This window comes from Isoptericola sp. 178, from assembly GCF_030586525.1.
Classification (GTDB): Bacteria; Actinomycetota; Actinomycetes; order Actinomycetales; family Cellulomonadaceae; genus Isoptericola; species Isoptericola sediminis.
This window is the reverse complement of the sequence record NZ_JAUQYN010000001.1, coordinates 586,133-612,838: the sequence shown is the minus strand read 5'-3', so window position 1 is coordinate 612,838 and position 26,706 is coordinate 586,133. Positions and strand designations below refer to the sequence as shown.

The following is a 26,706-nucleotide window of genomic DNA, read 5'->3' as shown; positions in this document are numbered from 1 at the left end:
CCGCTCCGGACCCGCAGATTCCATACCCACAGCGGACCGGGGGCGGGGGTCAGCGGTCGGTGCGGTTCTCCGTGTCGGGGTGGGACCCGATGCGCTCGCCGCGGTCGAGGGCGGTGATCGCCGCGACCTCGTCGTCGCTGAGCGTCAGGTCGACGGCCCGCAGGTTCGAGGCGATGCGCGACGGCGTCACCGACTTGGGGATGACGACGACGTCGCGGGCCAGGTGCCAGGCGAGGACGACCTGGGCCGGGGTCGCGTCGTGCTCCTGCGCGATCCGCGTGATCGTCGGGTCCTCCAGCGCCTTGCCGCGCCCCAGCGGCGACCACGCCTCGGTGGTGATGCCGTGGCTCTCGTCGAAGTACCGCACGTCGGAGTTCGTGAACCAGGGATGCATCTCGATCTGGTTCACGGCCGGCACGATCGTCGCCTCGTCGAGCAGGGTGCGCAGGTGCGTCGGCTGGAAGTTCGACACGCCGATCGCCCGCGCCCGCCCGCTGTGCAGGATCTCCTCGAGGGCGCGCCAGGCCTCCAGGTAGCGGCCGACGGCGGGCAGCGGCCAGTGGATGAGGAACAGGTCCACGAACTCGAGCTGCAGCTCGGACAGCGTGCGGTCGAACGACGCGAGGGCGTCGTCGTAGGCGTGGTTGGCGTTGTTGAGCTTGCTGGTCACGAAGACCTCGCCGCGCTGGAGCCCCGAGGCGGTGATCGCCTCGCCCACGCCGCGTTCGTTCCGGTACATCTGCGCGGTGTCGATGTGCCGGTACCCGGCCTCGAAGGCCTGCAGCACCGCCTCTCGCGTCTCGTCGTCGCCGATCTTGTACGTCCCGAAACCGACCTGCGGGATGGGGACGCCGTTGTTCAGGGTCACGGTGGGAATCGTCGTCACCCGCCCATCGTGGCACTGCAGCGCGCCGCGGGGGAGAATGGGACCAGGAGGTGGTGGCCATGGCCACGATCGAGCAGGCCCGAGCCGCCAAGGGCGCGCTGCGGGAGAAGGTCGCCCAGGTCGACGGCGTGTGCGGGGTGGGTCTGGCCCAGCGGGGCGACTCCCACGACTGGGTCCTGCAGGTGAACGTCACCACCGTGCGGGCGCGCAAGGACGTGCCGCCCGACGTCGAGGGCGTCCCGGTCCGGGTGCACGTCGTGGGGGCCGTCCAGGCGCTCTGAGACGCATCGTGTCGGTGGCGGTGCCTACGGTGCTGGTCATGCACGATTCCGAGCCGGCGCTGTTCACGACGGAGCAGGCGATGCGCAACGTCAAGCCACGTGTCCAGGCGGCCGTCGCCCAGGGTTCCTTCCTGGCGGTGCACGAGGCCCAGGCCGCGGGCGCGAGCGAGGAGATGAAGGCCGCGATCCTGGCGTCGTACGCGCGCGCCTGGAGCGAGATCGATGCCTTCCTCGACCAGCGGGCCGGAGACGTCGACGCGTAGTCGTGCCGAGCCCCGGCCACTCCCCGGAGCCCGGCGTCCCGGTGTGCGGTCACCTCGCCGCGATCGCGCCCGCGCGGGGACAATGGGGCGGTGAGCACCATTCCCACCCTCCCGAAGGTCCGCGCGTCCGAGCTCGTCGGCCGCGGCTGGCTGAACACCGGCGGCCGTGAGCTGCAGCTCGCCGACCTGCGCGGCAAGATCGTCGTGCTGGACTTCTGGACGTTCTGCTGCCTGAACTGCCTGCACGTCCTCGACGAGCTGCGCGAGCTGGAGGAGGCTCATCGCGACGTGCTGGTGATCGTCGGCGTGCACTCGCCGAAGTTCGCCCACGAGGCCGACCCGGAGGCCCTCGCGGCGGCCGTCGAGCGGTACGACGTGCGCCACCCGGTCCTGGACGACCCGGAGCTCGTGACCTGGGATGCCTACACGGCCCGGGCGTGGCCCACGCTCGTCGTCGTGGACCCGCAGGGGTACGTCGTCGCGCAGATGGCCGGCGAGGGGCACGCGTCCGCGGTCGCGGCGCTCGTGCGCGAGCTGGTCGCCGAGCACGAGGCGAAGGGCACCCTGCACCGCGGGGACGGCCCGTACGTGGCGCCGACGCCGGAGCCCACGACGGTGCGGTTCCCCGCGGCGGCGGTGGAGCTGCCGGGCGGGAACCTGCTGGTGGCCGACGCCGGGCACCACGGCCTGGCCGAGCTCGCGCCGGACGGCGAGACGCTGGTGCGGCGCATCGGCTCCGGCGAGCGGGGGCTGGTCGACGGCGGTCCCGCTCCCGACGGCACGCACGCCGCGCGGTTCAGCGAGCCGAACGGGCTGTGCCTCGTGCCGGACGCGCTGCGGGAGCGCCTGGGCTACGACGTCCTGGTGGCGGACACGGTCAACCACACGCTGCGCGGCGTCCACCTGGAGTCGGGTGAGGTGTACACCGTGGCCGGGACCGGCCGTCAGTACATGGTCGGCGGTCACGAGAACGTGGAGGTCCCGGGTGAGCAGCCGCGGGCCCACCCGTCCGAGGAGGAGCTCTCGGCGTCGACGGTCCGGCTGTCCTCCCCGTGGGACGTGGCGTGGTCGGAGCCGCTGTCCGCCTTCGTGGTGGCCATGGCCGGCAACCACACGTTGTGGGCGTTCGACCCGGTGGCGTCCGACGAGGACGGCAGCCTGCGCCTGCTGGCGGGCACGATGAACGAGGGCCTCGAGGACGGCCCGGGTGCGGCGGCGTGGTTCGCCCAGCCCTCCCGGCTCGCCCCCACGCTCGACGAGGACCGCCGACCGGACGGGGGGTTCTGGCTCGCCGACGCCGAGACGTCCGCGCTGCGCCGTGTCACGCCCGCGGGAGCCGCGGACGTCGACGTCAGCACCGCCGTCGGGCAGGGTCTGTACGACTTCGGGCACCGGGACGGTACGGCCGCCGAGGCGCTGCTCCAGCACCCGCTGGGTGTCGCCACGCTGCCGGACGGGTCGGCCGTCGTGGCCGACACCTATAACGGCGCGCTGCGTCGGTACGACCCGCGCTCGGGGGAGGTCACCACGCTCGCCACCGGGCTCGCCGAACCCAGCGACGTCCTCGTCCAGGAGGGCGAGGGCCGGGTGCACCTGCTCGTCGTGGAGTCCGCGGCGCACCGGCTGACCCGGGTCGCGCTGCCCGCCGACCTCGTCGGCCGGGTCCTCGACGGCGGCGCGCACCGCGTCGCCCGCGAGGCCACGGAGATCGCCGGGGGCACGGTCCGTCTCGAGGTGCCGTTCACCCCGGCGCCCGGGCAGAAGCTCGACGACCGGTTCGGGCCGTCCACCGAGCTGCGGATCAGCGCCACGCCGCCGGAGCTGCTGCTCGACGGGGCCGGCGACGGCACCGACCTGGTGCGTGACCTGCGCATCGACCCCGCGGTCGCCGAGGGCGTGCTGCACGTGACGGCGAAGGCGGCCTCCTGCGACCTGCCGCCGCAGGACGTCGCCCTCGGCCCCGACGGTGAGCCGGAGGACTTCTTCCCCGCCTGCCACCTCGCCCAGCAGGACTGGGGCGTCCCCGTGACGGTCACGGCCGACGGCGCCGCGACGTTGACGCTGCCGCTGCGCGGCTGACCCGGGCCCGTCGCGTCTGCCGGGACGGCGGCGCCGTCCCCGGTTAGAGTCATGTCCCCGCCCCACGACCGGACGGAGCGCCGTGCTGGCAGTCCTGCTCCTGACCTTCGCGCTGGCCGTGGCGGCGCCCGCTCTGGTGGCGCTGCTGGGTCGGCGGGCGTTCTGGGTGCTCGCGGTCGGGCCCGCGGCCGCGGCGGGCTACGCCCTGGTGAGCACCCGGGCGGTGCTCGACGGCGACCCACCGGTCACGAGCATCCCCTGGGTGCCCGGTCTGCACCTGACCATCGACCTGCGGCTCGACGCCCTCTCCTGGCTCCTGCTGCTCGTCGTCGGCGGCGTCGGTGCCCTGGTGCTGCTGTACTGCTCGGCGTACTTCTCCCGCGATGCCTTCGGTACGGGACGCTTCGCCGGCACGCTGACCGCGTTCGCGGGCGCGATGATGGGCCTGGTCACCGCCGACGACCTCCTGCTGCTGTTCGTCTTCTGGGAGCTGACCACGGTCTTCTCCTACCTGCTGATCGGCCACTACGCCGACCGCAAGGCGTCCCGGCGGGCCGCGATGCAGGCCATCGTCGTCACGACCGCCGGTGGGCTGGCCATGCTCGTCGGCCTCATCGTGCTCGGGGTGTCGACCGGCACCTGGCGCGTCTCCGAGGTCGTCGCGGACCCGCCCACGGGCACCGCGGCCGTCGTGGCGTCGCTCTGCCTCGTCGCCGGCACCGCCACGAAGTCGGCCCTCGTGCCCTTCCACTTCTGGCTCCCGGCCGCGATGGCGGCCCCCACCCCGGTCTCGGCCTACCTGCACGCCGCCGCGATGGTGAAGGCCGGCGTCTACCTCGTGGCGCGGTTCGCCCCGGGCCTGTCCGGGGAGCCGGTCTGGCGCTGGTCGGTCGTCTCGTTGGGCGCGGCGACGCTGCTCCTCGGCGGCTACCGGGCCCTGCGCCAGCACGACCTCAAGCTCGTGCTCGCCTTCGGCACGGTCTCCCAGCTCGGGCTGCTCGTGCTGCTGCTCGGGCTCGGCACCCGCGCCGCGGCGCTCGCCGGGCTCGCCCTGCTCGGCGCCCACGCCCTGTTCAAGGCGGCGCTGTTCCTGGTCGTCGGGGTCGTCGACGTCGCCACCGGCACCCGTGACCTGCGCCGTCTGTCCGGCCTGTGGAGAGCCATGCCCGTCACGGCGGCGGCGGGACTGCTCGCCACGGCGTCGATGATCGGGCTGCCGCCGTTCGCCGGGTACGTGGCCAAGGAGGCGGCCCTGGAGGGGCTCTGGCACGACGTGACCCACGGGGCGGGCGGCCTCGAGGTCGCCGCGCTCGTCGCGGTCGTCGTCGGGTCGATCCTGACCGTGGCGTACGGGCTGCGGTTCTGGTGGGGGGCGTTCGGCACCAAGGGCTCCCTGCCCGACGGCGGTGCCCCGGCGGTGCCGCACCGTCGCCAGCCGGCGCTGCTGGTCGCGCCGCCGGCCGTGCTCGCGCTCGGCGGGCTGCTCGTCGCGCTCGTGCCGTCCGTCGGCGAGCGGGTGCTGGCGCCCTTCGCCGACACCTACCCGAGCGGTGACCCCGGGAAGCTCGTGCTGTGGGGCGGGTTCACGCCGGCACTGGCGACCTCCGTGCTGGTGCTCGCCGTCGGCGCCGTGCTCTTCGGGCAACGGGTCCGTGTGGAGCGCTGGCAGGCGTCCCTGCCGTCACCGCGCGGCGCCGACCTCGTCTACCGCCGGTCGATGCGCCGGCTGGACGACCTGGCGGCGGACGTCACCGGAGCCACGCAGCGCGGCTCGTTGCCGTTCTACCTCGGCATCGTGCTGGTCGTGCTGGCGGTCGCCCCGGGGGCCGTGATCCTGTCGGGCCTGCTCACCGGCACCACGGTCGCCGTCGACGTGGTGCCGTGGGACCGGCCCGCGCAGGCGGCCGTCGTGGCGATCGTGGCCGTGGCGTCCGTGCTCGCGGCGCGGGCCCGGCGTCGGCTCAAGGCGGTCGTCCTGGTCGGTGTCGCGGGGTACGCCAACGCCGCGCTGTTCCTGCTGCACGGGGCTCCCGACCTGGCGCTGACCCAGGTCCTGGTGGAGACGGTCACCCTGGTGGTGCTGGTCCTCGTGCTGCGCCGGATGCCGCCGTACTTCACCGACCGGCCGCTCACCGCCAGCCGGTGGGTGCGGGTCGTCCTCGGCGTCACGACGGGCGTCGTGATGATGGGACTCACCCTCGCGGCCCCGCTGGCCCGGGTGCAGCCGCCCATCAGCGTGGACTTCCCCGCCGAGGCGGTGGAGTACGGCAGCGGGGACAACATCGTCAACGTCACGCTGGTCGACATCCGGGCCTGGGACACCGTCGGGGAGCTGTCCGTGCTGCTCGTGGCGGCCACCGGCGTGGCGTCGCTGGTGTTCCTGCGGCAGCGCAGCGGTGCGGTGCTGCGGCTGTCGCGCGCCCCGGGGGCGGACTCCGGGGAGCGCAAGGAGTGGCTGGCCGCCGGCCGCACGCTCGCCCCCGAGCGTCGGTCGGTCATGTTCGAGGTCGTGACCCGGCTGGTCTTCCACGCCATGATCGTCTTCGCGCTGTTCCTGCTGTTCAGCGGGCACAACGCGCCGGGCGGGGGGTTCGCGGCGGGGCTGGTCGTGGGCATCGCGCTGGCGGTGCGCTACCTCGCCGGCGGCCGGTACGAGCTCGGTGAGGCGATGCCCGTCCCACCGGGCCTGCTGCTGGGGACCGGGCTGTTCCTGTCGGCCGGCGTCGGCCTCGGGGCTCTTCTGATCGGGCAGGAGGTGCTGGAGAGCTTCACCTTCGACTTCCACGTCCCGCTGCTGGGCAAGGTGCACCTGGTGACCTCCCTGTTCTTCGACGTCGGCGTGATGCTCCTCGTCGTCGGGCTGGTCCTGGACGTCCTGCGCACGCTCGGCGCCGAGATCGACCGGCAGGGCGAGCTGCCCGAGAACGTCGTCGCCGTCGCGGGGGAGGAGTCGCGGTGATCGTCCTGGAGAACACCCCCTCGGCCGTGCTGGTCCTCGCCGTCGGCGTGCTGTGCGGCACGGGCGTCTACCTGCTGCTCGAGCGGCCGCTGACGCGGATCCTGCTCGGGTTCATCCTGATCAGCAACGGCGTCAACCTCATGCTGCTGGTCGCGGGCGGCCGGGCGGGCGCGTCGCCGATCGTGGGCAGCTCCGACGAGCCGATGAGCGACCCGCTGGCGCAGGCGATGACGCTCACCGCGATCGTCATCACCCTGGGCCTGACCGCGTTCATCCTGGCGCTCGCCTACCGGTCGTGGCAGCTGCACGGCCACGACGAGGTCGCCGACGACGTCGAGGACCGCCGGGTCGCGCGGCACGCCGCGCTGAACGCCCCGGCCTACGAGGACGCGGACGCGGACGAGACCGGCCAGACGCTCGACGAGGAGGCCGCCGCCGTGCACGACGACGTCGCCGGTGACGAGGCCCCCGGTGACGAGGCCCCCGGCGACGACACCTCCGGTGTGACGACACCGGGGGAGGCGCGATGAGCTGGATCCCCGCGGCCTGGGGGCCGGAGACCCTCGTCCCGCTGCCGGTGCTGGTGCCGCTGTTCGCGGCCGGTCTCACCCTGGCGCTGCACCGCTACGCCAACGTCCAGCGCACGATCTCGGTCGCGGCGCTGGTCGCCTCGACCCTGGCCTCCGTGGGTCTGGTCCTCGCGGCCGATGCCGGTCCCGTCGTCGTGGACGTGGGCGGCTGGGCCGCACCGGTCGGCATCGCCCTGGTCGCGGACCGGCTCGCCGCCCTGATGCTCACGGTCAGCGGCGTGATGCTGCTCTGCGTCCTGCTGTACTCGCTCGGTCAGGGCGTGCCCGAGAACGAGGCGGAGACGGTCGACGAGGCACGCGTCGGCGGGGCGATCCCGGTGGCCATCTTCCACCCCACCTACCTGGTGCTGGCTGCCGGCGTCTCCAACGCGTTCCTCACCGGTGACCTGTTCAACCTCTACGTCGGGTTCGAGATCCTGCTCGCCGCGTCGGCGGTGCTGCTCACGCTCGGTGGCACGGCGGAACGGGTGCGGGCCGGGTCCGTGTACCTCATCGTGGCGCTGGCCTCCTCGGTGCTTTTCCTCTCGGCGATCGCGCTGATCTACGCCGCCACGGGCACGGTCAACATGGCCCAGCTCGCCGTGCGCCTGCCCGAGATCGACGACACGGTCCGGGTCGCGCTGCAGCTCCTGCTCCTGCTGGCGTTCGGGATCAAGGCGGCGGTGTTCCCGCTGTCGTTCTGGTTGCCGGACTCCTACCCGACGGCCCCCGCCCCGGTCACGGCCGTGTTCGCGGGGCTGCTCACCAAGGTGGGCGTGTACTCGATCCTGCGCACCCAGACGCTGATCTTCCCGGACAGCCCCGTGGTCGACCAGATCCTCCTCGTCGTCGCCCTGGCCACCATGGTCATCGGCATCCTGGGTGCGGTGGCCCAGAACGACGTCAAACGTCTGCTGTCGTTCACGCTGGTCAGCCACATCGGGTTCATGATCTTCGGCGTCGCGCTGGCGTCCGAGGCAGGGACCGCCGCGGCGATCTTCTACGTCGTGCACCACATCTCCGTCCAGACGGCCCTGTTCCTCGTGGTGGGGCTGGTCGAGTGGCGGGGCGGGTCGACGTCCCTGGACCGGCTCGGCGGCCTGGCGAAGCTCGCCCCGCTGCTGGCGGTGCTGTTCTTCGTCCCGGCCCTCAACCTCGCGGGCATCCCGCCGCTGTCCGGGTTCCTCGGCAAGGTCGGGCTGCTCACCGAGGGCGTCCGGATCGGCACGCCGCTGGCCTGGGCGCTCGTGGTGGGTTCGGTCGCCACCTCGCTGCTGACGCTCTACGCCGTGGTCAAGGCGTGGAACAAGGCGTTCTGGCAGACCGCGCCCGCCGAGATCCCCGAGCACGCGCCGATGCCGCGCACGATGGTGTGGCCGGCCGCCGCCCTGGTGACCTTCGGGCTGTCGCTGACGGTGGTCGCCGGTCCGCTGTACGGGTACGCGGACCGCTCCGCGGCGACGACCATGGACGGGTTCACCTACATCGAGGCGGTGTACCCGGGCGGGTCCGACCGCGGCACGGGACAGTCCGCCGACGTCACGGACGCGCAGACCGAGGGGGGTGACGGGCCGTGAACGACGCGGCGGAGAAGACCCTGCGCGCCCGGGCCGGCCGCGTGGCCGCGCAGTGGCCCGCCCTGGCCGGCCTCACCGTGGTCTGGGTGCTGCTGTGGGGCGACCTGTCCTGGGCCAACGTGCTCGGCGGGCTGGCGCTGGGCGTGCTCGTCGTCGTCGCGCTGCCCCTGCCGCCGATCCCGTCGCGCTGGACCGTCCGTCCGGGCCCCTTCCTGGGGCTCCTCGGACGTTTCGTCGTCGACCTCGTGGTGGCGTCGTTCAACGTCGCGTGGATCGCGATCCGCCCGGGGCCGGCCCCGCAGGCCGCGGTCGTGCAGGTGCGGCTGCGCAACCCGGAGGACGTCTTCCTGACCACCACCGCCGTGCTCTCCACGCTGGTGCCGGGGACGCTGGTGGTCGAGACCGAGCGGGACACCGGCCTGCTGTCCGTGCACGTGCTGGACATCGGCAGCTCCGGCGGGCCCGACGGGGTCCGCGACTACCTGCTCGACCTGGAGGACCGCGTGCTGCGCAGCTTCGCGCCGCGCGACGTGCTCGACCGGTGCCGGGCGCAGGACGGGACGGAGGCGCACCCATGATCGTCGTCGTCGTGCTGGCCGCGGTGATGGTGGCCGTCGCCGCGCTGCTGGCGCTCGTGCGTCTCGAACGGGGACCGTCGATGCTGGACCGCGCGCTGGGGCTCGAGCTGCTCGCGGCGGCCCTGGTCGGGGTGGTCGCCATCGAGGCCGCCTGGACCCGGCGGACCGAGACCATCCCGATCCTCGTGGCGATGTCCCTGGTCGGTTTCGTCGGGTCGGTCGCCATCGCCCGGTTCGCCGCACGGGAGCCGTCGGCCGTCCGGCGCCGAGCCGCCGACGACCCCGACTCCGTGCCGGGCGAGGCCCCCGAGGCCGAGGAGGGGGACCGATGACCGAGGTCGACCCGGGGTTCTGGACGACGCTCGCCGACGTCGTCGCGGGCGTGAGCCTGCTCGCCGGGGCGTTCCTCACGCTTGCCGCGGCGGTCGGCGCCGTGCGCTTCGACTCGCTGCTCGGCCGGATGCACGCGGTGACCAAGCCGCAGGTGCTGGGACTGATCCTGCTGCTCCTCGGGCTCGCGCTGCGGGTGCGCAGCTGGTCGGCGGTGACGATGCTCGCGCTCGTCGTCGTCTTCCAGCTCGCGACCGCGCCGGTGGCCGCCCACCTGGTCAGCCGGGCGGGTTTCCGGACCGGGAAGATCGACGAGGACGCGCTGGTGCCGAACGAGATGGAGCACGACGCGGCCGCAGCGCCTCCGGACCGGGACTGACCGGAGCCGGCGACGGCGTCAGCGGGTCAGCAGCCCGACCAGCTCCGCGAGCGAGTCGACGACGTCGACCCGTGCGGCCTCCGGTCGGGTCGCGTGCCAGTAGCCCCACGGTCCGCGACGGACCAGCACGGGCCGCATCCCGGCGTCGGCGGCGGGGAGCACGTCGTTGTCGAGGCGGTCGCCCACGTAGGCGATGTCCGAGGCCGCGTGCCCGGCCAGCTCGGCGACGCGGTCGAAGAAGGCCGGCGCGGGTTTCTCCACCCCCCACTCGTCGGAGGTGCGGATGGCGTCGACGGGCAGGTCCATGGCCTCGAGCGCGGCCCGGGCCTGCGGAGGCTGGTTCCCGGCGACGACGACGGCGAGCCCGGCGTCGCGCAGCGCGGACAGCGCGGGACGGACGTCGTCGTACAGGTCGTCGGCGTCGAAGTTCTCGCGGAGTCCCGTGGGGTCCTCGGCGGCCCAGCGGGCCATCTCGGAGGGGAGGTCGAGGCCCGGCCGGACGAGCTCGAAGGCCTCGACGAGCGGCCGGTCCGCCGCGGCGCAGGCGCCCACGAGGCCCAGGAACGTGCCCCGCGGCACCTCGAGCCGGTCGGCCCACCGGGAGAAGATCCTGGTCTCGTCGATCAGGGTCTCCCCGACGTCGAACACCACCGCGCGCACCATGGCACCGAGGGTAGCCGCCCCCGATCGGTGCGTCGGGACCGACCGCAGCGCCCCACGTCTTTCGGGGGTAACGTGTCCAGCGTTCTTGCAGGTGCCCGAGCTAGGGTGGCGACATGGCCGAGACGCCGATCTCCGTAACTCTCTCCACCGCGTCGGTGTACCCTCGGCGCGCGGCGTTCGCCTTCGAGGTGGCGGCCGAGATCGGGTACGACGGCGTCGAGGTGATGGTCTGGTCCGACCCGGCCACGCAGGACCCGCGCACGCTCGCGCGCCTGTCCGAGCGCACCGGGATGCCGATCCGGTCCATCCACGCCCCGACCCTGCTGATCAGCCAGCGCGTCTGGGGGCGTGACCCGGCGGCCAAGCTCGACCGCGCGGTCGACATGGCCGGCGAGCTCGGCGCCGACACCGTGGTGGTGCACCCGCCGTTCCGGTGGCAGTACAAGTACGCGCGCGGCTTCGAGGACCAGGTCCGCGAGCTCAACGCCAAGGGCCCGGTGACGGTCGCCGTGGAGAACATGTACCCGTGGCGGCCGCACTCCCGTCTCGACCGTGAGCTCAAGGCGTACCTGCCCGGCTGGGACCCCTCCGAGCACGACTACGACGCCGTCACGCTGGACCTGTCGCACGCCGCGGTCGCCCAGCAGGACGGCCTGGACCTCGTCCGGGAGTTCGGCGACCGGCTGCGGCACGTGCACCTGGCGGACGGCACGTCGAACATCCGTGACGAGCACCTGGTGCCGGGCCGGGGCGACATGCACTGCGACAAGGTGCTCACCGAGCTGGCCCACAACGGCTACCGCGGTGACGTCTGCCTGGAGATCGGGACGCGGAAGGCGAACGACGCCCACGAGCGGCACTCCGACCTGGCGGCGGCCCTGGAGTTCGCCCGCGCCTATCTCGCGCCGGTGCCCGTGCCGTACGTGACGCCGCCGCCGGAGCACCGCCACCGTCCTGCCGACGCCTGGTGGTGACGGGCGGTCAGGCCGCCATCTGAGGCCGGGCGCCGACGGCGCGCAGCACGAAGGTCTCGGTGGCGCGGATCGTGCGCTCGCGGGCTTCCTGGTCGGTCGGGATGAGCCGTCCCGACAGGCAGGCGTTGACGAGCTGCACCGTGGGCTCGATGTCCTGGGGCGGGAAGGCGCCCGTCTCGACGCCGTCACGCAGGATGCGCTTGAGGATCGACTCGACGATCTCGGCGTGCTCGCGCAGCCGGGACTGGGTGCTGCGGGACAGCACCGTGCGCAGGTCCGGACCCGGCGCGAGGTGGAAGACGGTGGTCAGCTGCGCCTGCTGGCGGATGTAGGTGCGCAGCTGGGTGACGGGGTCGTCGACCTCCGCGAGGGCGCGTTCCAGGGTGTGGGCGTACTGCTCGGTCTCGTGGGTGATGAAGCCCAGGAGCAGGGCTTCCTTGTCCGCGAAGTGGTTGTACACGGCGGTCCGGCCCACGCCGGCGGCCTGGGCGATGTCGGCCAGCGTGATCGTGTCGAACCCCCGCTCTGCCATGAGCGTGGACAACGCCGCGAACAGCTTGTGCCGGGTCATCTGGCGGTGCTCGTGAAGACTCTTGCCGATGATCTTGGGCATGCTGACAGCATAGGGCCCGGTCGTCAGGTCAGTGCCCGGCACACGCGTCCCTGTGAGCGACACCACTCCGGGGCCGGCGTGTCCCGCGCGGCATCCCGGCATCCGGACGGTCTGCTCGTTCCCGAGCAGACGTAACACGGACGTCACCTTCGGGGCTCCCGCCGCGCCCCCGAGGGGAGTAGCGTCCGCGACATGTCGTACGTCCAGGCGCTCGTCCCCCCGGAGCACGTGTCGAACCACCTGCTCGTCCTGCCTGACGCGACCGAGGTCGCGACGGTGCGACGGCTGGCGGAGTCCTGGTTCTCCGACGCCCGGTGGCTGAAGGAACCCGAGGCGCGTTCGGGGCCGCAGCCGATGCGGGGCGCGCGCTTCCGCGGGATGGCCGCGGCGGCGCCGGACCCGCGGGACGTCGGCCCGGGTGTGCTCGGGATCGGCGCCGAGCACGGTGTCGCCGGTCCCTTCACCGGGCCGGCCGAGGTCGCCGCGCAGCTCGGGATGACGGGGCCGGTGCGGGTGTTCGCCCTCGGCCGTGTCGACGGGACGTTCGACCGGCGTGGTCCGCGACCCGCCTCGCCGGACGACCGCGACGGTGTGGCCCGGGCCTTCGCGGCCGGGCTGCCGGAGGATGACGAGCTGCGTCTGGTCCAGTGGGGGGTCGCCGCGGCCCGGAAGCTCGGCGGGCTCCTCCTGGCCGACGGGCGTGAGCTCCTGCGCCCCGACCCGGCCGGCTCGGTCGACCTGCGTCTCTTCTCGGCGAACCCGATCGGCGCGGCCGACCTCCTGGCCCTGCTCCGGTCGGTCGTGGCCACGGCCGAGCACGAGGCGGAGACCCCGGAGCCCGACGGGTCCACGAGCCACCGGCTGGTCGCGCGCACGCCGTACGACGGGAGCATCGTGCTCGACGCGCGGCAGGTCGACCGCGTGCCGAGGGCGCTGGTCGACGTCGACGTGAACGACTACGGACCCTTCGCGGTCGAGGTCCGGTGGGTCCCGCAGGACCCGTACGAGCTGCGGCTGGAGCAGCCGTCGGGGGTGCACGTCATCGCCCGGAACCGGATGCGTGCGACGGTGGCGCGGCTGGCCCTGCTCATGCACGCCCGGTCCGGCGGAGTGCTGGTCGACGACGGCGCCTTCGTCGCGACGACGGCGGAGGTCGACCGACGGGTCGACGAGGAGCGGTCGCCGACACGCGCCTGGGTCTGACCAGCACGTTGTCCACAGGAGTGTGGACGCCCGCCGGCCGTGCTATCTTCCCCGGCCGCTTCCGGTGAACGCCGGGGGCCGGGAGGTGCTCGGACAGCCGCGACGAGCGGGAACGGCGTGTCTCCGTGCTGTTCATCCCCGGGATCCTGCGGTTCCTCGTACCGGTCGCGGGTGTCCGCCGCGTGTCGTCGGGCGCCCTGCGGCAGGGTGCCGCAGCCGGGCAGGGCCGTCCCGTGAACGCGTGTCCACAGATTTTGTCCACAGCGCTGTGGACGGTGTGGGGATTCCGCGCCTCCGACTGTGGACGAACCTGTGGCTGAGAATTTCGTCCGCCGGGACCCTTGCAGGGGGCCCGAGGCGGGTCTAGAAACGGCGGTAGCAGTTCCGCCGGGGAGCACCTCCGGACCGCACGGTTGCGGGCCGGCTCGTCGACGGGACGACGGTCGACCGGAGAACGACGGGCCGATCCGCACCGAGTGCGGGCCGCGGGTGACGACGCGGGTGTCCGGGCGTGGCCGGAAGACCACCCACGTCCGGGTCTCGCTGTGGAGAAACGGGGTGGACGGGGCGACGACGCACCAGGCCCCGCCGCGCCGACAGTGGCCCGGGGCCGTGACGTCGACACGGCGCCCCGCCAGCGATCGCGCGGGGAACGTGGTTCCTGCCGAGGCCCCCGGCCGCCCCGGGGGCCTCGGCCATGTCACGGACTGCTGGCGCGCGTAGGCTCCGATCCATGAGCAACCTCGAGCTGCGACCGGCCGAGCGGGTGTGCGCCGTCGGTGACGCCCCCGACGACATCGAGCTCCTCACCTCCCGTGAGGTGCCACTCGGCGGACCCCGGGCGATGACCGTCCGGCGCACGATCCCGCAGCGCCGACGGTCCCTCATCGGGGCGTGGTGCTTCTGCGACCACTACGGGCCCGACGACGTCTCGTCCTCCGCCGGGATGCAGGTGCCGCCGCACCCGCACATCGGCCTGCAGACGGTGTCGTGGCTCTTCGCCGGGGAGATCCTGCACCGCGACTCGGTGGGCTCCGAGCAGCTCGTCCGTCCGGGCGAGCTGAACCTCATGACCGCAGGGCACGGGATCTCCCACTCGGAGGAGTCGACGCCGTCCACGCCGGACCGTCCCCGCCCGCCGACGCTGCACGGCGTCCAGCTGTGGACGGTGCTGCCCTCGTCCGACGCCGGCACGGCCCCGCGGTTCGACCACCACGCCGACCTGCCGGTGGCGGACGTCGACGGGGTGCGCGTCCAGGTCTTCCTCGGCTCGCTCCGTGTCGCGGGCGACCTGCTGGCCTCGCCGGCCCGGACCTACTCCCCGCTCGTGGGGGCCCAGCTCGACCTCCCGGCCGGGAGCCGGCTCGAGCTGGACGTCGACCCCGGCTTCGAGCACGGGCTGCTGGTCGACGCCGGGGAGGCGACGCTCGAGGGGACCGTGGTGCCGCCGTCCGAGCTCGCCTACGCCGCACCCGGCCGCGACCGGCTCGTCGTCACCGCCGGTGCGGAGCCCGTGCGGGCGATCCTTCTCGGGGGTGCGCCCTTCACCGAGGACGTCGTCATGTGGTGGAACTTCGTGGGCCGCAGCCACGAGGACGTCGTCGCGGCACGGGCCGACTGGTCGGCGCAGCTCACGGACCTCGCCGACGGCTCCACCGGGTACGTCGAGGGGGCGGAAGGACGCCGCTTTGGTCGGGTGGACGGCTACGAGGGCGGCCCCCTGCGCGCCCCCGCGCTGCCCGACGTGCGGCTGAAGCCGCGCACGCAGCCGGGTCGCTGACAGCCCGCGAACGCGTCGAGGCCCCGCACCGGAACCGGTACGGGGCCTCGACGATCAGCGAGCGGGTGACGGGAATCGAACCCGCGCTGTCAGCTGGGGAAGATGACGTGGAATAGTCACCGCCCAGGTCCTCGGCTCAAGGGACCAGCGCCTCGTCGATGTCGCATCCCCCGCGCGGTTCTGGCATGGGTACCGACTCCCCGTCTTACAATTGTGAGACGGCGGGCGTAGCATGACTTCATGAGCGACACGAAGACCTCCCGGCGGAGCGCCGAGACCGGACAGGGCCGCGTCAGCTCCTCCGGACGGCAGTCCTCCTCCGTCACGGTGCGCACCTCCCCGGAGACTCGCCGCATCCTGTCCCGCCTCGCGTCCGAGGGTGTCACCAAGTCCGACGCCGTCCGCCGCGGTCTGCAGCTCGTCGAGCAGGAACGGTGGCTCGACCAGGCTCGCGCCGACATGGCCGCCAACCAGGACGAGAACCTGAACGACGAGCCGGACGCCTGGTGATCCGCGGCGCCGTCTACCCCGTCGACCTCGGCGAGGCCCGCGGCCACGAGCAGGGCGGGAAGCGGTACGGGATCGTGGTGTCCCCCAGCAGCGCCCCATGGACGGTCGCGACCGTCGTGCCGACCTCGACCAGCGCGCGGGCGCTGTCGTTCCGTCCTGAGCTCGAGGTGGCCGGCAAGTTGACGCGGGTCCTCGTGGACCAGGTGCGCACCGTCGACGTCGTCTACCTCGGCGACGACCCGGTCGACTACCTGGCCCACGATGACATGGTGCTGGTGGAGGAAGCGCTCGCCCGCTACCTCGGGCTCGTACCCGCCCCCTGGGAGGGCGCCTGAAGCTTCTCGGCGATCCTGGCGACGATCGATCCCGCCAAGAACTCGGGACGCCTGTGGGGTTCCGGACAGCCGCTGGTTGAGGGCCTTCGTCGAGTCCGCGGAGTCGGATCGGGTCTGGAGCCAGTACGTGAGCAAGCCCCGAAGGGCGCTTCGCCCAGCCGGACGGAACCTTGCGGACCGTTCCATTGGTGCGTCGGCGCTGTGTTCGTGCTGCCACTACTCTCCCGAAGTCCTCGTGGTACGGACGGCTGGGAGAGGCCTGCAGATGAGGTGGGCACCCTGAGGGAGTGCCTTCGCGGTGGAGCGGGTGACGGGAATCGAACCCGCGCTGTCAGCTTGGGAAGCTGAAGTTCTACCATTGAACTACACCCGCGCGGCGCACCGACGTCGATGCGCGCACGGCGATCATACCCAACAACCGCTGGTGACCCGAATCGGCCCCTGAGCGCGTGCCGGACCACGCCGCGGACCTCCTGACGCAGGGCCGCGTGGCGGACTACCGTGGGCCTCGTGCTGCTCTCCGACCGCGACATCCGGGCCGAGCTGGACGGCGGACGCGTCGCTCTGGACCCGTACGACCCGGCGATGGTCCAGCCGTCGAGCATCGACGTGCGCCTGGACCGGTTCTTCCGGCTGTTCGACAACCACCGCTACCCGTTCATCGACCCCTCGCAGGAGCAGCCGGAGCTGACCCGTCTCGTCGAGGTGGAGTCCGGCGAGCCGCTGGTGCTGCACCCGGGGGAGTTCGTCCTCGGGTCCACCTACGAGACGGTGACGCTGCCGGACGACGTCGCCGCCCGGCTGGAGGGCAAGTCCTCGCTCGGTCGTCTCGGGCTGCTGACGCACTCCACCGCCGGGTTCATCGACCCGGGGTTCTCCGGGCACGTCACGCTCGAGCTCAGCAACGTGGCCACCCTGCCGATCACGCTCTGGCCCGGGATGAAGATCGGACAGCTTTGCTTCTTCCGGCTCTCCTCCGCGGCCGAGCACCCGTACGGCTCGGCCCGGTACGGCTCGCGCTACCAGGGCCAGCGCGGCCCGACGGCGAGCCGGTCCTGGCAGTCCTTCCACCGCACCGACGTATGAACGGGCCCTTCAACGGCGGCGACCGTCGTCGGTACGCTCGGACCCGCCGCGCCGGCGACCTCCGTCGGCCGGACTCCCGGACCCGGAAGGAACGTCACCCGATGGCCCAGACCTCGTCCCCGCCCCTGCCACCGCTCCCGCGTGCCTCCACGCAGGGGCACCAGGCCCGGCACCTGCTCGCCGTGCCCGACGACGTGGCCGTCGACGAGGTCGAGGTGCTCGCCCTGTCCCGGTTCAGCGGCACCCGCTGGGACGTCGTCCCGGCGGACCTGCCCGGCGCCGACCTGCCCGCCGGCCGGATCGCCGGCCCCGGCGAGCCCGGTGTGCTCCGTCTGACGCGGCACAGCCACGTCCACGGCCCCTACGCGCCGTCCGGCGACGGGTTCGAGCCGGGGCTGCCCGCCCGCTCCGCCCTCGTCTTCGACGTCGTCTGCCCGCGCGAGCGCTGGGACGACGCGCCCTACCCCGGTGGCGGCGACCGCGACGGCCTCGCCCGGGCGTTCCCGGCGGGTCTGCCCACCCGCGAGGAGGACCGGGTCGTGCAGTGGCTCATCGCGGCGGCCCGCCGCCTCGGCGGTGCGGTCCGTCTGGACGTGGCCGGTCTCTGGGACCCGGCCGAGGCCCAGCGCCGCGGCGCCGGGTCCGGCGTCGTGCTGACCCCGGACCCGGGTGCGGCGGTCGACCTCACGGTGTGGTCCGACGTGTGGCTCGACCCCCAGGCCGCCCACCGGGTGCTGCAGGAGGTCCATCCCCGCGTCGTCCTGGCCACCCAGGGCGCCGACTACCAGGGGCCGCCGCAGGGTATCGCCGACAAGCCGCTGTACCCGGGCGAGAAGATGGACCCGGACCTGCGCCGTGAGGTGCACGCGCGGGCGGACGACTTCGACATCGCCGCGCTGCAGGCGCCCGTCGTCCTGGACGGCTACGGGCTGACGATCGACCTCGGCCACGACGGCTGGGTCACGGTGGAGGTCAGCGGCGACGAGGTGCTGCCGCTGCTGGTCAAGGAGCTGCCGTGGGCTGCCGCCGGGGCGATCTGCTACCGCGTCGTGTGGGACCCGCCGGACCAGTTCGAGGCCCAGATGGAGTTCCCGCAGGCCGGTCTGGTGGTCGCCCGCAAGCGGGCCGCCGACCTGGTGGCCAAGGTCGCCGCCGCGATCCACGCGGCCGTCGGCGGCGAGATCGCCGACGAGTCGGAGTTCCTCCTCGCCCCGGAGGACCTGGGCTGACGGCCCCGGTCAGCCGGCGGCGGAGCGCTCGCGGGCCAGCAGCGACTCCTTGACCGCCGGTCCGTACCGGAAGCCGCCCGTCGTGCCGTCGCTGCGCAGCACCCGGTGGCACGGGACGAACAGGGCCGCCGCGTTGTGCGCGCACGCCCCGGCCGCCGCCCGGACGGCGGCCGGGCGCCCGGCCCGGTCCGCGTACTCGGCGTAGGTGACCGGGGCGCCGGGCGACACCTGGCGCAGCACCTGCCAGGCGTGCTCGCGGAACGGGCCGGACCGCTGGACGACGGCGACGCGGCCGACGGCGTCGAGGTCGCCCGCGTAGTACGCGGCGACGGCCGCGGCCGGTCCGGAGACCGCCGCGTGCCCCGGGTCGACCTCGGTCACGGCGGTGGGGCGCAGGTCCGGGTGGACGAGTCCGACCAGCGCGTCGACGTCGTCGGTCCAGCCCGAGGCCAGGACGGTGCCGTCATCGGCGACGAGCGTGAACGCTCCGTCGGGGGTGTCGAGCGTGGTGGCGGCGATCATGGGGTGTTCCTTCCAGAGCGGGGTGCGGCGGCCTGCCACACGTGCCGGGCGGCGTACGAGCGCCACGGGGCCCAGCGGTCGGCCCGGGCGGCGAGGGAGGCGTCGTCGGGGAGCCCCAGGGCGCGGGCCCCGGCCCGCAGGGCGGCATCCCCGTCCAGCCAGACGTCGGGGTCGCCCAGGACCCGCAGGGCCACGTAGCCCGACGTCCACGTGCCGATCCCGTGCCGGGCCTCGAGGGCGGCGCGCAGGTCGGCGGTGTCGGCGCCCACGTCGACGGTGAGGGTGCCGTCGGCCAGGGCGCGGGCCGTGTCGACGACGGTGCGGCGCTGCCGGGCGGGCAGCGCGAGGTGCGTCCCGTCGTCGGCGGCCACCTGCGCGGCGGTGGGGAAGAGACGGTCCAGGCCGTCGATCGTCGACGGGTACGGCGTGCCGGCGGCCGACGTGAGCCGGTCCAGGTGCGTGCGGGCGGCGGCCACGGAGATCTGCTGTCCCACGCAGGCGCGGACGACGATCTCGTGGGCGTCCACGGCCCCCGGCACCCGGGCCCCGGGGCGGGCGGCGACCGACGGGGCGAGGACGGGGTCGTCGGCCAGCGCGGTGTCGACGGCCACGGGGTCGGCGTCCAGGTCCAGCAGCCGGCGCAGCCGGGCGACCGCGGTGGCGACGTCCTGCCACGAGGACAGCTCCAGGTGGGCCGCGAGCCGGCCGGGTCCGACGGGGGGCCCGGCGGTGACCGCGACGGCACCCGGGCCGTGCGGCAGGTGCAGGGTGCGGGCGTAGCGGGCGGTGGGGCCGTCGAGCGAGGCGGTCTCGACGCCCGCGACGGCGCGGGCCGCCAGGTAGGCGACCGTGCCCGCGGCGTCGAACGGCTCGCGCACCGGCAGGGTGAGGTCCAGGTGGACCCGGTCCCCGGCCGTCGCGGTGCCGACGGGTGCCGGACGCCGTCGCCGCAGCTCCGTGGGCGTGGTGGCGAACACGGCGCGCACGGTGTCGTTGAGCTGGCGGATGCTGCCGAACCCGGCGGCGAAGGCGACGTCCGCCACGGGCAGGTCCGTGCCCGTCAGCAGGGTGCGCGCCGTCTGGGCGCGCTGGGCGCGAGCCAGGGTGAGGGGGCCCGCGCCGAGCTCGGTGCGCAGCACCCGGTGCAGGTGGCGGGGGCTGTAGCCCAGGCGTGCGGCGAGCCCGGCCACGCCCTCGCGGTCCACGACGCCGTCGGCCACGAGCCGCATCGCGCGGCCCGCGGCGTCCCGGCGCACGTCCCAGGCGGGGGTGCCGGGGGTGGCCTCGGGCAGGCACCGCTTGCAGGCGCGGAAGCCGGCGTCGTGCGCGGCCGCGCTGGTCAGGTAGAACGTGACGTTCTCCGGCTTGGGCGTGCGGGCGGGACAGGACGGCCGGCAGTAGATGCCGGTGGTGCGCACGGCGGTGACGAACTGGCCGTCGAACCGTGCGTCGCGCGCGGCGATGGCGCGGTAGCGCTCGGCCCGTTCGTCGGTCATGGCGTCATCGTCACCCGGCGGGCGGCACGATGGCTAGCGGGAATCGGACACGACGATGGGACCCCGCGTGCGGGCGGGCCTCAGACGGCGGCGCGGATCCAGTCGACGACGACCTGCAGGTACTCCTCGCGCGCGGGGGAGGGCGAGAGCGCGAGGTCGTGCATCCCGCCGCGGATCGTGACGAGGCTGACGTCGTCCCCCAGCCGGGGGGCGATCGCGCGCATCTGGTCGACGTCGAGCACCGTGTCGCTGCTCAGGTGCTCGGTGCGGGTCGTGCGGTCCGAGGTCACCACGAGCACCGGGATCTCCAGGTCCAGCCCGCGCGCCAGACGTCGCTGCGACCGACGGACGGAGCGGAACCAGGCGGCCCGCACCGGGAACGGCTCGAGCGGCTTCCACGCGGGGTCGAAGTCCCACTCCCCCTCGTGCGCGCGGTGCAGGGCGCGGGGGTAGGCATCGTCGAGATGGCCGAGCACGGCCCGGGGCGCCAGCGGGGCGACCGCCTCGGCGACGGCGGCGGAGACCCACCGCACGGGAGCAGGGGCGTGGTGCTCGAACCACGGACTGTTGAGCACCAGCGCGTCGGCGCGTCCCGGGCGGGCCGACGCCCACAGCGGCACGACGAGGCCGCCGGTGGAGTGGGCCATGACCACGAGGTGTTCGTGCCCGGCCGCGCGGACGGCGTCGGCGGCCGCGTCGAGATCCACGGCGTGGACCGCGAGGTCCGGTTCCTGGTTCGGGTCCCGGCCGGCGGCGGCGTGGGCGTCCCAGGATCGTCCGTGGCCGCGCAGGTCGACGGCGTAGGCCGCGAACCCGGCCGCCGCCAGGGCCCTGGCCACGTGGGGGTGGAAGAAGTAGTCCGCCAGGCCGTGCACGACCAGCACGGCGACCCGTGCCGGGGCGCCCTGCGGGGCCACGGACGGCGTGTGGCGGACCAGGGTGGCCGTCGCGTCGTCGGGCAGGTGCAGTGTCCGGGCCTCGAACCCGTCGCCCAGCAGGTCCGGGTGCCAGTCGGTGCCGGGCGTGGGGGCCGTGCCGTCCTCGAGCTGCGTCATGGCCCGAGGCTAGCGGCCACGGAGGGTCAGCGCGGAGCGGCGGGCGGGGTGCCGTCCGGGTCCTGCGGAGGCTGCTGGGGGCCGGCCGGGGGTTGCTGCGGACCTGCCGGCGGCTGCTGCGCGGGTCCCTGGTACGGCGGGGGGTAGGGCTGCGGTGCGGTCTGCTGCGGTGGCACGACGGGCGGTGCCTGCTGCTGCGGCTGACCGTACCCGGGCGGGACGCCGCCGGCGGCGTAGGGCGCCGGGCCGCTCCCGGGTGCCCCCGCGGCGGGTGGACCCGGCCGCCGGTTGTTGCGCACGACGAGCGCGACCACCACACCCAGGACCGCCAGGCCGAGCACCAGGCCGACGATCCACCAGGGGAAGCCCGCGTCGTCCTGCTGGGCCGCGTCGGCGACGTCGTCACCGGTGCCGGTGGTGCCCTCGTCGGCGTCCTCGGTGGGCTCGTCGGTGGCACCCTCCTCCGGGGCTGCCGCGCCGTCGCCCACCGCGGAGCCGCGGGCGTAGACCTCGGTGACCTGGCCGAACGTGGGGGTCCACACGACGGTGGTCCCCTCGACCTCGCCCGTGGTCTCGGTGACCTCGCCGGGGAAGGTCACGGCGATGCGCATGTCGAAGCTGTCGAGGAGGCCCTCGGGCAGGTCGCCGGTGTCCCCCATGTCCGCGGCGTCCTCGCTGAGGTCGAAGACGCCGTCCACGACGAACTCGTCGCCCTCGCGGGTGACGGAGAGCTCGTCCTCCGCGCCGCCGGCCATCTCGGAGATCGGCTGGTCGGTGAACGTGACCTCCACGCCGGTGTACTCGCCGTCCGAGTACGGCTGCTCGGTGGACCCCTCGGGCATGCCCTCGGTGAACGAGTCGCCCCCCTCGTTGGACATGTCCCACAGCTCCTGGGGGTCCATGCCCATCGACTCGGCGAGCTCGTCGGAGAAACCCATGATCACGGTGCCGGACGCGGTGTCGTCCTCGTGCAGGGTCATGTCCCAGTCGACCTTCATGCAGCCGCCCAGGGCGAGCAGGCCGACGGTCGCGAGCGCCGCGACGGAGGCGCGCCGCAGCGGGTGCCGGCGACGGGGGCGGTTCGTGGCGGGCGCGTGGACGGGCGTGGTGGTCCTCACCGTTCCAGCATCGCCGACCGGGCGGGGACCGGCACCCCGGCCCCGGGTCGCCCGGCAGGATTCACCCGCGGTGCCGGGCGACGTCCCATCAGCGCCGACCCTCGCGTGGCGACGCAAAGTTGAGCGGAATAGACTCAACTCTGCGGAGGTTGACCTCAGCAGTCATCACGACCCCGGACCCGGAGGATCCATGGACACCAAGTTCACGACGATGTCGCAGCAGGCGATCGGCGACGCCGTGCAGTCGGCATCGGCGGCCGGCAACCCGCAGCTCGAGCCGGCCCACCTCCTGTCGGCGCTGCTCCAGCAGACCGGCGGGGTGGCGGTCGGTCTGCTCGAGGCGGTCGGTGCCAACCCCCAGCAGATCGGGCAGAAGACCCGCGCGGCCCTCGTCGCGCTGCCCACCGCCAGCGGTGAGGGCGTGGCCCAGCCCTCGCCGTCCCGCGCCATGCAGACCGTGCTGAGCACCGCGGCCCAGGAGGCCGAGGCGCTCGGCGACGAGTACGTCTCCACCGAGCACCTGCTCATCGCGGTCGCCGCCGGCCGCTCGGCCGCCGCCCAGGCCCTCACCGACGCCGGCGCCACCGCGGACGCGCTGCGAGCTGCCCTGCCCGCCGTCCGCGGCTCCGGGAAGGTCACCAGCCCCAACCCCGAGGGCACCTACAAGGCCCTGGAGCAGTACGGCACCGACCTGACCCAGCAGGCCCGGGACGGCCGGCTCGACCCGGTCATCGGCCGGGACGCCGAGATCCGCCGGGTCGTGCAGGTGCTGTCCCGCCGCACCAAGAACAACCCCGTGCTCATCGGCGAGCCCGGTGTCGGCAAGACGGCCGTCGTCGAGGGGCTGGCCCAGCGCGTGGTCGCCGGGGACGTGCCCACCTCCCTGCAGGGCAAGCGGCTCGTCGCCCTCGACCTGGCCGGCATGGTCGCCGGGGCCAAGTACCGCGGCGAGTTCGAGGAGCGGCTCAAGGCCGTCCTGGAGGAGATCACCGCCTCCGACGGCGAGGTCATCACCTTCATCGACGAGCTGCACACCGTGGTCGGCGCGGGCGCCGGCGGCGAGGGCGCCATGGACGCCGGCAACATGCTCAAGCCGATGCTCGCCCGCGGCGAGCTGCGCATGGTCGGCGCCACCACGCTCGACGAGTACCGCGAGAACATCGAGAAGGACCCCGCCCTGGAGCGGCGGTTCCAGCAGGTGTTCGTCGGCGAGCCCTCCGTGGAGGACACGGTGGCGATCCTGCGCGGCCTCAAGGAGCGCTACGAGGCCCACCACAAGGTCACCATCGCCGACTCCGCGCTGGTCGCCGCCGCGGCGCTGTCCGACCGGTACATCTCCGGGCGCCAGCTCCCGGACAAGGCGATCGACCTGGTCGACGAGGCCGCCTCCCGGCTGCGCATGGAGATGGACTCCTCCCCGGTGGAGATCGACGAGCTGCAGCGCGCCGTCACCCGGCTGGAGATGGAGGAGGTCGTCCTCAAGGACTCCGACGACACGGCCTCCCGGGACCGGCTGGAGAAGCTGCGCGCCGACCTGGCCGATCGCCGCGAGGAGCTCGCCGCCCTCACCGCGCGCTGGGAGGCCGAGAAGGCCGGCCACAACCGGGTGGGCGACCTGCGCGCCCGCATCGACGAGCTGCGCACCGAGGCCGACCGCCTGCAGCGCCAGGGCGACCTCGAGTCCGCCGCGCGCCTGCTCTACGGGGAGATCCCGCAGGTCGAGCGCGAGCTCGTCGAGGCCGAGCAGGCCGAGGCCTCCGAGGAGGCGGCCGAGGAGGCGGCGCACGAGACGCCGATGATCGCCGACAAGGTCGGGGCGGACGAGGTCGCCGAGGTCGTCTCGGCCTGGACCGGCATCCCCGCCGGCCGCATGCTCCAGGGGGAGACCGAGAAGCTCCTGCACATGGAGGACGTGCTCGGCGAGCGGCTCATCGGGCAGCAGGCGGCGGTGCGCTCCGTGTCCGACGCCGTGCGGCGCTCGCGGGCCGGGGTGGCGGACCCCGACCGGCCCACCGGGTCCTTCCTGTTCCTCGGGCCGACCGGTGTCGGCAAGACCGAGCTCGCCAAGTCCCTGGCCGAGTTCCTCTTCGACGACGAGCGCGCCATGGTGCGCATCGACATGTCCGAGTACTCCGAGAAGCACTCGGTGGCGCGGCTGGTCGGCGCACCCCCCGGGTACGTCGGCTACGAGGAGGGCGGGCAGCTCACCGAGGCCGTGCGCCGCCGGCCCTACTCCGTGGTGCTGCTCGACGAGGTGGAGAAGGCCCACCCCGAGGTCTTCGACATCCTGCTGCAGGTGCTCGACGACGGTCGCCTCACCGACGGCCAGGGCCGCACCGTCGACTTCCGCAACACCATCCTGGTGCTGACCTCGAACCTCGGCTCGCAGTTCCTCGTCGACCCGGTGATGGACCAGGAGGCCAAGCGCGAGAGCGTCATGACGGCGGTGCGCACGGCCTTCAAGCCCGAGTTCCTCAACCGGCTGGACGACGTGGTCCTCTTCGACGCGCTGTCCCTCGACGAGCTGGGACGGATCGTCGAGCTGCAGGTCGCGGCGCTCGCCCAGCGGCTGGCCGACCGGCGCATCACGCTCGACGTGACGCCGTCCGCCCGCCGGTGGCTGGCGGTCGAGGGGTACGACCCCGCCTACGGCGCCCGCCCGCTGCGGCGGCTCGTCCAGCGCGAGATCGGCGACCGGCTGGCCCGCCGGCTGCTGTCCGGCGAGACGGCCGACGGGGACACCGTCGTCGTCGACCGCGTCGAGGGTGCCGAGGGGCTCTCGCTGGCCTGATCGTCGCCGGGACGACGACGGCCCCGCCCTCCGTGCGGAAGGCGGGGCCGTCGGGCGCTCGCGGCGCCCGGACCGGTGCCGGTCAGATGCGGATGAACCGCGGGCTGCTCTGCCAGATCTGGCGCTTCACCACGCCGACGCCCGGACGGGCCGACTCGATGATCCGGCCGTTGCCGGCGTAGATCCCGATGTGCCCCGGCGAGTAGACCAGGTCGCCCTGCCGGGCGTTGCTGCGCGAGACGCGCGTGCCGAGGGAGGCCTGGGCCGACGACGAGCGCGGCAGGGTCTTGCCGATCGCCTTCTTGTACACGTAGGACGTGAACCCCGAGCAGTCGAACCCGGTGGCGGGCGACGTGCCGCCCCACGAGTACCGGTGCCCGATGTAGTTGTGGGCCACCCGGACGACCTTCTGGCCGCGGGTCATCTTCGGCTTGACGTGGACCTTCCGGTACTTGGTCGACTTCTTGAGTCCCTCGGCCCGGGCCGGCACCCCGACGACGCGGATCCTGTTCTTGCCCAGGTCGTACTTGCCGAGCCCCGGCCGGAACCGGACGACCCCGTACTTGTTGGTCTTCTTCACGGCGACCTTGTCGCCGGAGATGAACAGGCGCACCCGGCCCTGGACGGGCTCGCCCCACTTGCGCAGCTTCACCGTGTACTTCGGGCGGGTGTGCCACTTGCCCTTCGTGGCCGTGTGACGGCTCTTGGAGACGTACATGTTGGTCGTCGCCTTGGGCTTGATCCACACCCTGCGGTGCTTCGTCACCTGCTCCAACCCGGTGGAGGCGGCCGGCGCGACGACGACGCGGATGCCGTTGCGGCCGACGTCGTAGTGGGAGAACCCGGGGCGGAAGTGGATCGTGCCGTCCCCGTCGAGGCTCTTGACCGCGACCTTGGTGCCCTGGACGTAGAGCCGGACCCGGCCGGCGAACGCCTCGCCGTCCGCGGTCGCGCGGACCGTGTAGCGGGGGCGGGTGTGGCCCTGTCCCTTGCGGCCGGTGCTGCGGGACTTCGACACCGAGACGTCGGGCGTCGTGCTCACGACGACGGGCTCCTCGGTGGCGGTGCCGGTGTCCTCGGCGGCCGGTTCCTCGGTCGGCGTCGTGGTCGTCCCGTCCGTGGTGGTCGTCGGCTCGGGCGACGCGGTGTCCTCGACGACGGGTTCCGGCGTCGGGGTCGCGGTGCCGTCGGAGACCGACGTGTCGGTCGCGTCCGTGGTGGTCGTGCCGGCCGAGGTGGTCTCGTCGGCGACGGTCTCGTCCGTGGTGGTCGTGAGCGCGTCGTCGGCGGCGGCCGATCCGGCGCCGGCGACCAGCGTGCCGCCGGCGAGGGCCGCCGTGAGCGTCATGGCGACGGCGGCGTGGCGTTTCCTGGGGGTGCGCACGGCACCCTGCGGGCGCGCAGCATCCAGCGAGGGTGTGGACATGGGG

At 73.8% G+C, this 26,706-nt stretch carries 25 protein-coding genes and 1 tRNA gene; 17 read left to right on the top strand and 9 right to left on the bottom strand.

Annotation, left to right across the window (positions count from 1 at the left end):
- Positions 1–49 precede the first annotated feature (49 nt).
- Positions 50–886 (bottom strand): aldo/keto reductase, encoded by an 837-nt coding sequence (locus Q6349_RS02880; RefSeq protein WP_304602770.1) that lies wholly within the window; start codon positions 884–886, stop codon positions 50–52.
- A gap of 59 nt (positions 887–945) precedes the next feature.
- Here Q6349_RS02880 and Q6349_RS02875 point away from each other — a divergent pair, with 59 nt between their 5' ends.
- The 9 genes from Q6349_RS02875 (at position 946) to mnhG (ending at position 9,901) form a co-directional block, all read left to right on the top strand.
- Positions 946–1,167 (top strand): hypothetical protein, encoded by a 222-nt coding sequence (locus tag Q6349_RS02875; RefSeq protein ID WP_171246937.1) that lies wholly within the window; start codon positions 946–948, stop codon positions 1,165–1,167.
- Positions 1,168–1,205: 38 nt separating this feature from the next.
- On the top strand, positions 1,206–1,430 hold the full coding sequence (locus Q6349_RS02870) for a hypothetical protein (RefSeq protein ID WP_304602769.1): 225 nt from the start codon (positions 1,206–1,208) through the stop codon (positions 1,428–1,430).
- A 90-nt stretch (positions 1,431–1,520) separates the two neighbouring features.
- Positions 1,521–3,509 (top strand): NHL domain-containing thioredoxin family protein, encoded by a 1,989-nt coding sequence (locus tag Q6349_RS02865; RefSeq protein ID WP_304602768.1) that lies wholly within the window; start codon positions 1,521–1,523, stop codon positions 3,507–3,509.
- Positions 3,510–3,591: 82 nt separating this feature from the next.
- Positions 3,592–6,468 carry a Na+/H+ antiporter subunit A gene (locus tag Q6349_RS02860; RefSeq protein ID WP_304602767.1) on the top strand — a complete coding sequence of 959 codons (2,877 nt, stop codon included), beginning with the start codon at positions 3,592–3,594 and terminating at the stop codon, positions 6,466–6,468.
- Positions 6,465–6,998 carry a Na(+)/H(+) antiporter subunit C gene (locus Q6349_RS02855; RefSeq protein WP_304602766.1) on the top strand — a complete coding sequence of 178 codons (534 nt, stop codon included), beginning with the start codon at positions 6,465–6,467 and terminating at the stop codon, positions 6,996–6,998. Before Q6349_RS02860 ends, Q6349_RS02855 begins: the two co-directional genes overlap by 4 nt.
- Positions 6,995–8,614 (top strand): Na+/H+ antiporter subunit D, encoded by a 1,620-nt coding sequence (locus Q6349_RS02850; protein WP_304602765.1) that lies wholly within the window; start codon positions 6,995–6,997, stop codon positions 8,612–8,614. The genes Q6349_RS02855 and Q6349_RS02850 overlap by 4 nt, the downstream gene beginning before the upstream one ends.
- Positions 8,611–9,192, top strand: a complete 582-nt coding sequence (locus tag Q6349_RS02845) for a Na+/H+ antiporter subunit E (RefSeq protein ID WP_304602764.1) — start codon at positions 8,611–8,613, stop codon at positions 9,190–9,192. Before Q6349_RS02850 ends, Q6349_RS02845 begins: the two co-directional genes overlap by 4 nt.
- Complete coding sequence (locus tag Q6349_RS02840; RefSeq protein WP_304602763.1) at positions 9,189–9,524, top strand: monovalent cation/H+ antiporter complex subunit F; 336 nt, start codon at positions 9,189–9,191, stop codon at positions 9,522–9,524. Before Q6349_RS02845 ends, Q6349_RS02840 begins: the two co-directional genes overlap by 4 nt.
- The gene (gene mnhG, locus Q6349_RS02835; RefSeq protein ID WP_171246930.1) at positions 9,521–9,901 is read left to right on the top strand and encodes a monovalent cation/H(+) antiporter subunit G; all 381 of its coding nucleotides are present in this window, start codon (positions 9,521–9,523) and stop codon (positions 9,899–9,901) included. The genes Q6349_RS02840 and mnhG overlap by 4 nt, the downstream gene beginning before the upstream one ends.
- Before the next feature lie 18 nt (positions 9,902–9,919).
- On the opposite strand, the gene Q6349_RS02830 is transcribed toward mnhG, so the two are convergent.
- Positions 9,920–10,564, bottom strand: coding sequence for an HAD family hydrolase (locus tag Q6349_RS02830; protein ID WP_304602762.1), 645 nt, complete (start codon positions 10,562–10,564; stop codon positions 9,920–9,922).
- Positions 10,565–10,677: 113 nt separating this feature from the next.
- On the opposite strand from Q6349_RS02830, the gene Q6349_RS02825 reads away from it, so the two are divergent.
- A complete protein-coding gene (locus Q6349_RS02825; protein WP_304602761.1) occupies positions 10,678–11,538 on the top strand; it encodes a sugar phosphate isomerase/epimerase in 861 nt (286 codons plus the stop codon).
- A 7-nt stretch (positions 11,539–11,545) separates the two neighbouring features.
- Here the strand turns inward: Q6349_RS02825 and Q6349_RS02820 are convergent, their stop codons facing one another.
- A complete protein-coding gene (locus Q6349_RS02820) occupies positions 11,546–12,151 on the bottom strand; it encodes a TetR/AcrR family transcriptional regulator (RefSeq protein WP_171246927.1) in 606 nt (201 codons plus the stop codon).
- A 192-nt stretch (positions 12,152–12,343) separates the two neighbouring features.
- On the opposite strand from Q6349_RS02820, the gene Q6349_RS02815 reads away from it, so the two are divergent.
- The 4 genes from Q6349_RS02815 (at position 12,344) to Q6349_RS02800 (ending at position 15,979) form a co-directional block, all read left to right on the top strand.
- Positions 12,344–13,354, top strand: a complete 1,011-nt coding sequence (locus Q6349_RS02815) for a hypothetical protein (protein ID WP_304602760.1) — start codon at positions 12,344–12,346, stop codon at positions 13,352–13,354.
- A gap of 733 nt (positions 13,355–14,087) precedes the next feature.
- Positions 14,088–15,134: a pirin family protein gene (locus tag Q6349_RS02810; RefSeq protein WP_304602759.1), complete on the top strand. Its 1,047-nt coding sequence runs from the start codon at positions 14,088–14,090 to the stop codon at positions 15,132–15,134.
- A 240-nt stretch (positions 15,135–15,374) separates the two neighbouring features.
- Positions 15,375–15,644 (top strand): hypothetical protein, encoded by a 270-nt coding sequence (locus Q6349_RS02805; RefSeq protein ID WP_304602758.1) that lies wholly within the window; start codon positions 15,375–15,377, stop codon positions 15,642–15,644.
- Entirely contained in the window at positions 15,641–15,979 is a 339-nt protein-coding gene (locus tag Q6349_RS02800) for a type II toxin-antitoxin system PemK/MazF family toxin (protein WP_304602757.1), read from the top strand. Before Q6349_RS02805 ends, Q6349_RS02800 begins: the two co-directional genes overlap by 4 nt.
- A 299-nt stretch (positions 15,980–16,278) precedes the next feature.
- Here Q6349_RS02800 and Q6349_RS02795 read toward each other — a convergent pair.
- A tRNA-Gly gene (locus Q6349_RS02795) sits at positions 16,279–16,352 on the bottom strand.
- Between the two features lie 137 nt (positions 16,353–16,489).
- On the opposite strand from Q6349_RS02795, the gene dcd reads away from it, so the two are divergent.
- Both dcd and Q6349_RS02785 read left to right on the top strand, forming a co-directional pair.
- On the top strand, positions 16,490–17,065 hold the full coding sequence (gene dcd, locus Q6349_RS02790) for a dCTP deaminase (RefSeq protein WP_171246924.1): 576 nt from the start codon (positions 16,490–16,492) through the stop codon (positions 17,063–17,065).
- A gap of 101 nt (positions 17,066–17,166) precedes the next feature.
- Positions 17,167–18,294 carry a hypothetical protein gene (locus Q6349_RS02785; RefSeq protein ID WP_304602756.1) on the top strand — a complete coding sequence of 376 codons (1,128 nt, stop codon included), beginning with the start codon at positions 17,167–17,169 and terminating at the stop codon, positions 18,292–18,294.
- A 9-nt stretch (positions 18,295–18,303) separates the two neighbouring features.
- Here Q6349_RS02785 and Q6349_RS02780 read toward each other — a convergent pair whose 3' ends face one another.
- The 4 genes from Q6349_RS02780 to Q6349_RS02765 all read right to left on the bottom strand — a co-directional run bounded on the left by Q6349_RS02780 (position 18,304) and on the right by Q6349_RS02765 (position 22,485).
- On the bottom strand, positions 18,304–18,816 hold the full coding sequence (locus tag Q6349_RS02780; protein WP_304602755.1) for a methylated-DNA--[protein]-cysteine S-methyltransferase: 513 nt from the start codon (positions 18,814–18,816) through the stop codon (positions 18,304–18,306).
- Positions 18,813–20,312, bottom strand: coding sequence for an AlkA N-terminal domain-containing protein (locus Q6349_RS02775; RefSeq protein WP_304602754.1), 1,500 nt, complete (start codon positions 20,310–20,312; stop codon positions 18,813–18,815). The genes Q6349_RS02780 and Q6349_RS02775 overlap by 4 nt, the downstream gene beginning before the upstream one ends.
- Positions 20,313–20,392: 80 nt before the next feature.
- A complete protein-coding gene (locus Q6349_RS02770) occupies positions 20,393–21,367 on the bottom strand; it encodes an alpha/beta hydrolase (protein WP_304602753.1) in 975 nt (324 codons plus the stop codon).
- Between the two features lie 26 nt (positions 21,368–21,393).
- Positions 21,394–22,485, bottom strand: a complete 1,092-nt coding sequence (locus Q6349_RS02765; protein WP_304602752.1) for a hypothetical protein — start codon at positions 22,483–22,485, stop codon at positions 21,394–21,396.
- Between the two features lie 190 nt (positions 22,486–22,675).
- Between Q6349_RS02765 and clpB the strand changes: the two genes are divergently transcribed.
- Entirely contained in the window at positions 22,676–25,276 is a 2,601-nt protein-coding gene (clpB, locus tag Q6349_RS02760) for an ATP-dependent chaperone ClpB (RefSeq protein WP_304602751.1), read from the top strand.
- Positions 25,277–25,358: 82 nt separating this feature from the next.
- Here the strand turns inward: clpB and Q6349_RS02755 are convergent, their stop codons facing one another.
- The gene (locus tag Q6349_RS02755; RefSeq protein ID WP_304602750.1) at positions 25,359–26,702 is read right to left on the bottom strand and encodes a C40 family peptidase; all 1,344 of its coding nucleotides are present in this window, start codon (positions 26,700–26,702) and stop codon (positions 25,359–25,361) included.
- Positions 26,703–26,706 lie beyond the last annotated feature (4 nt).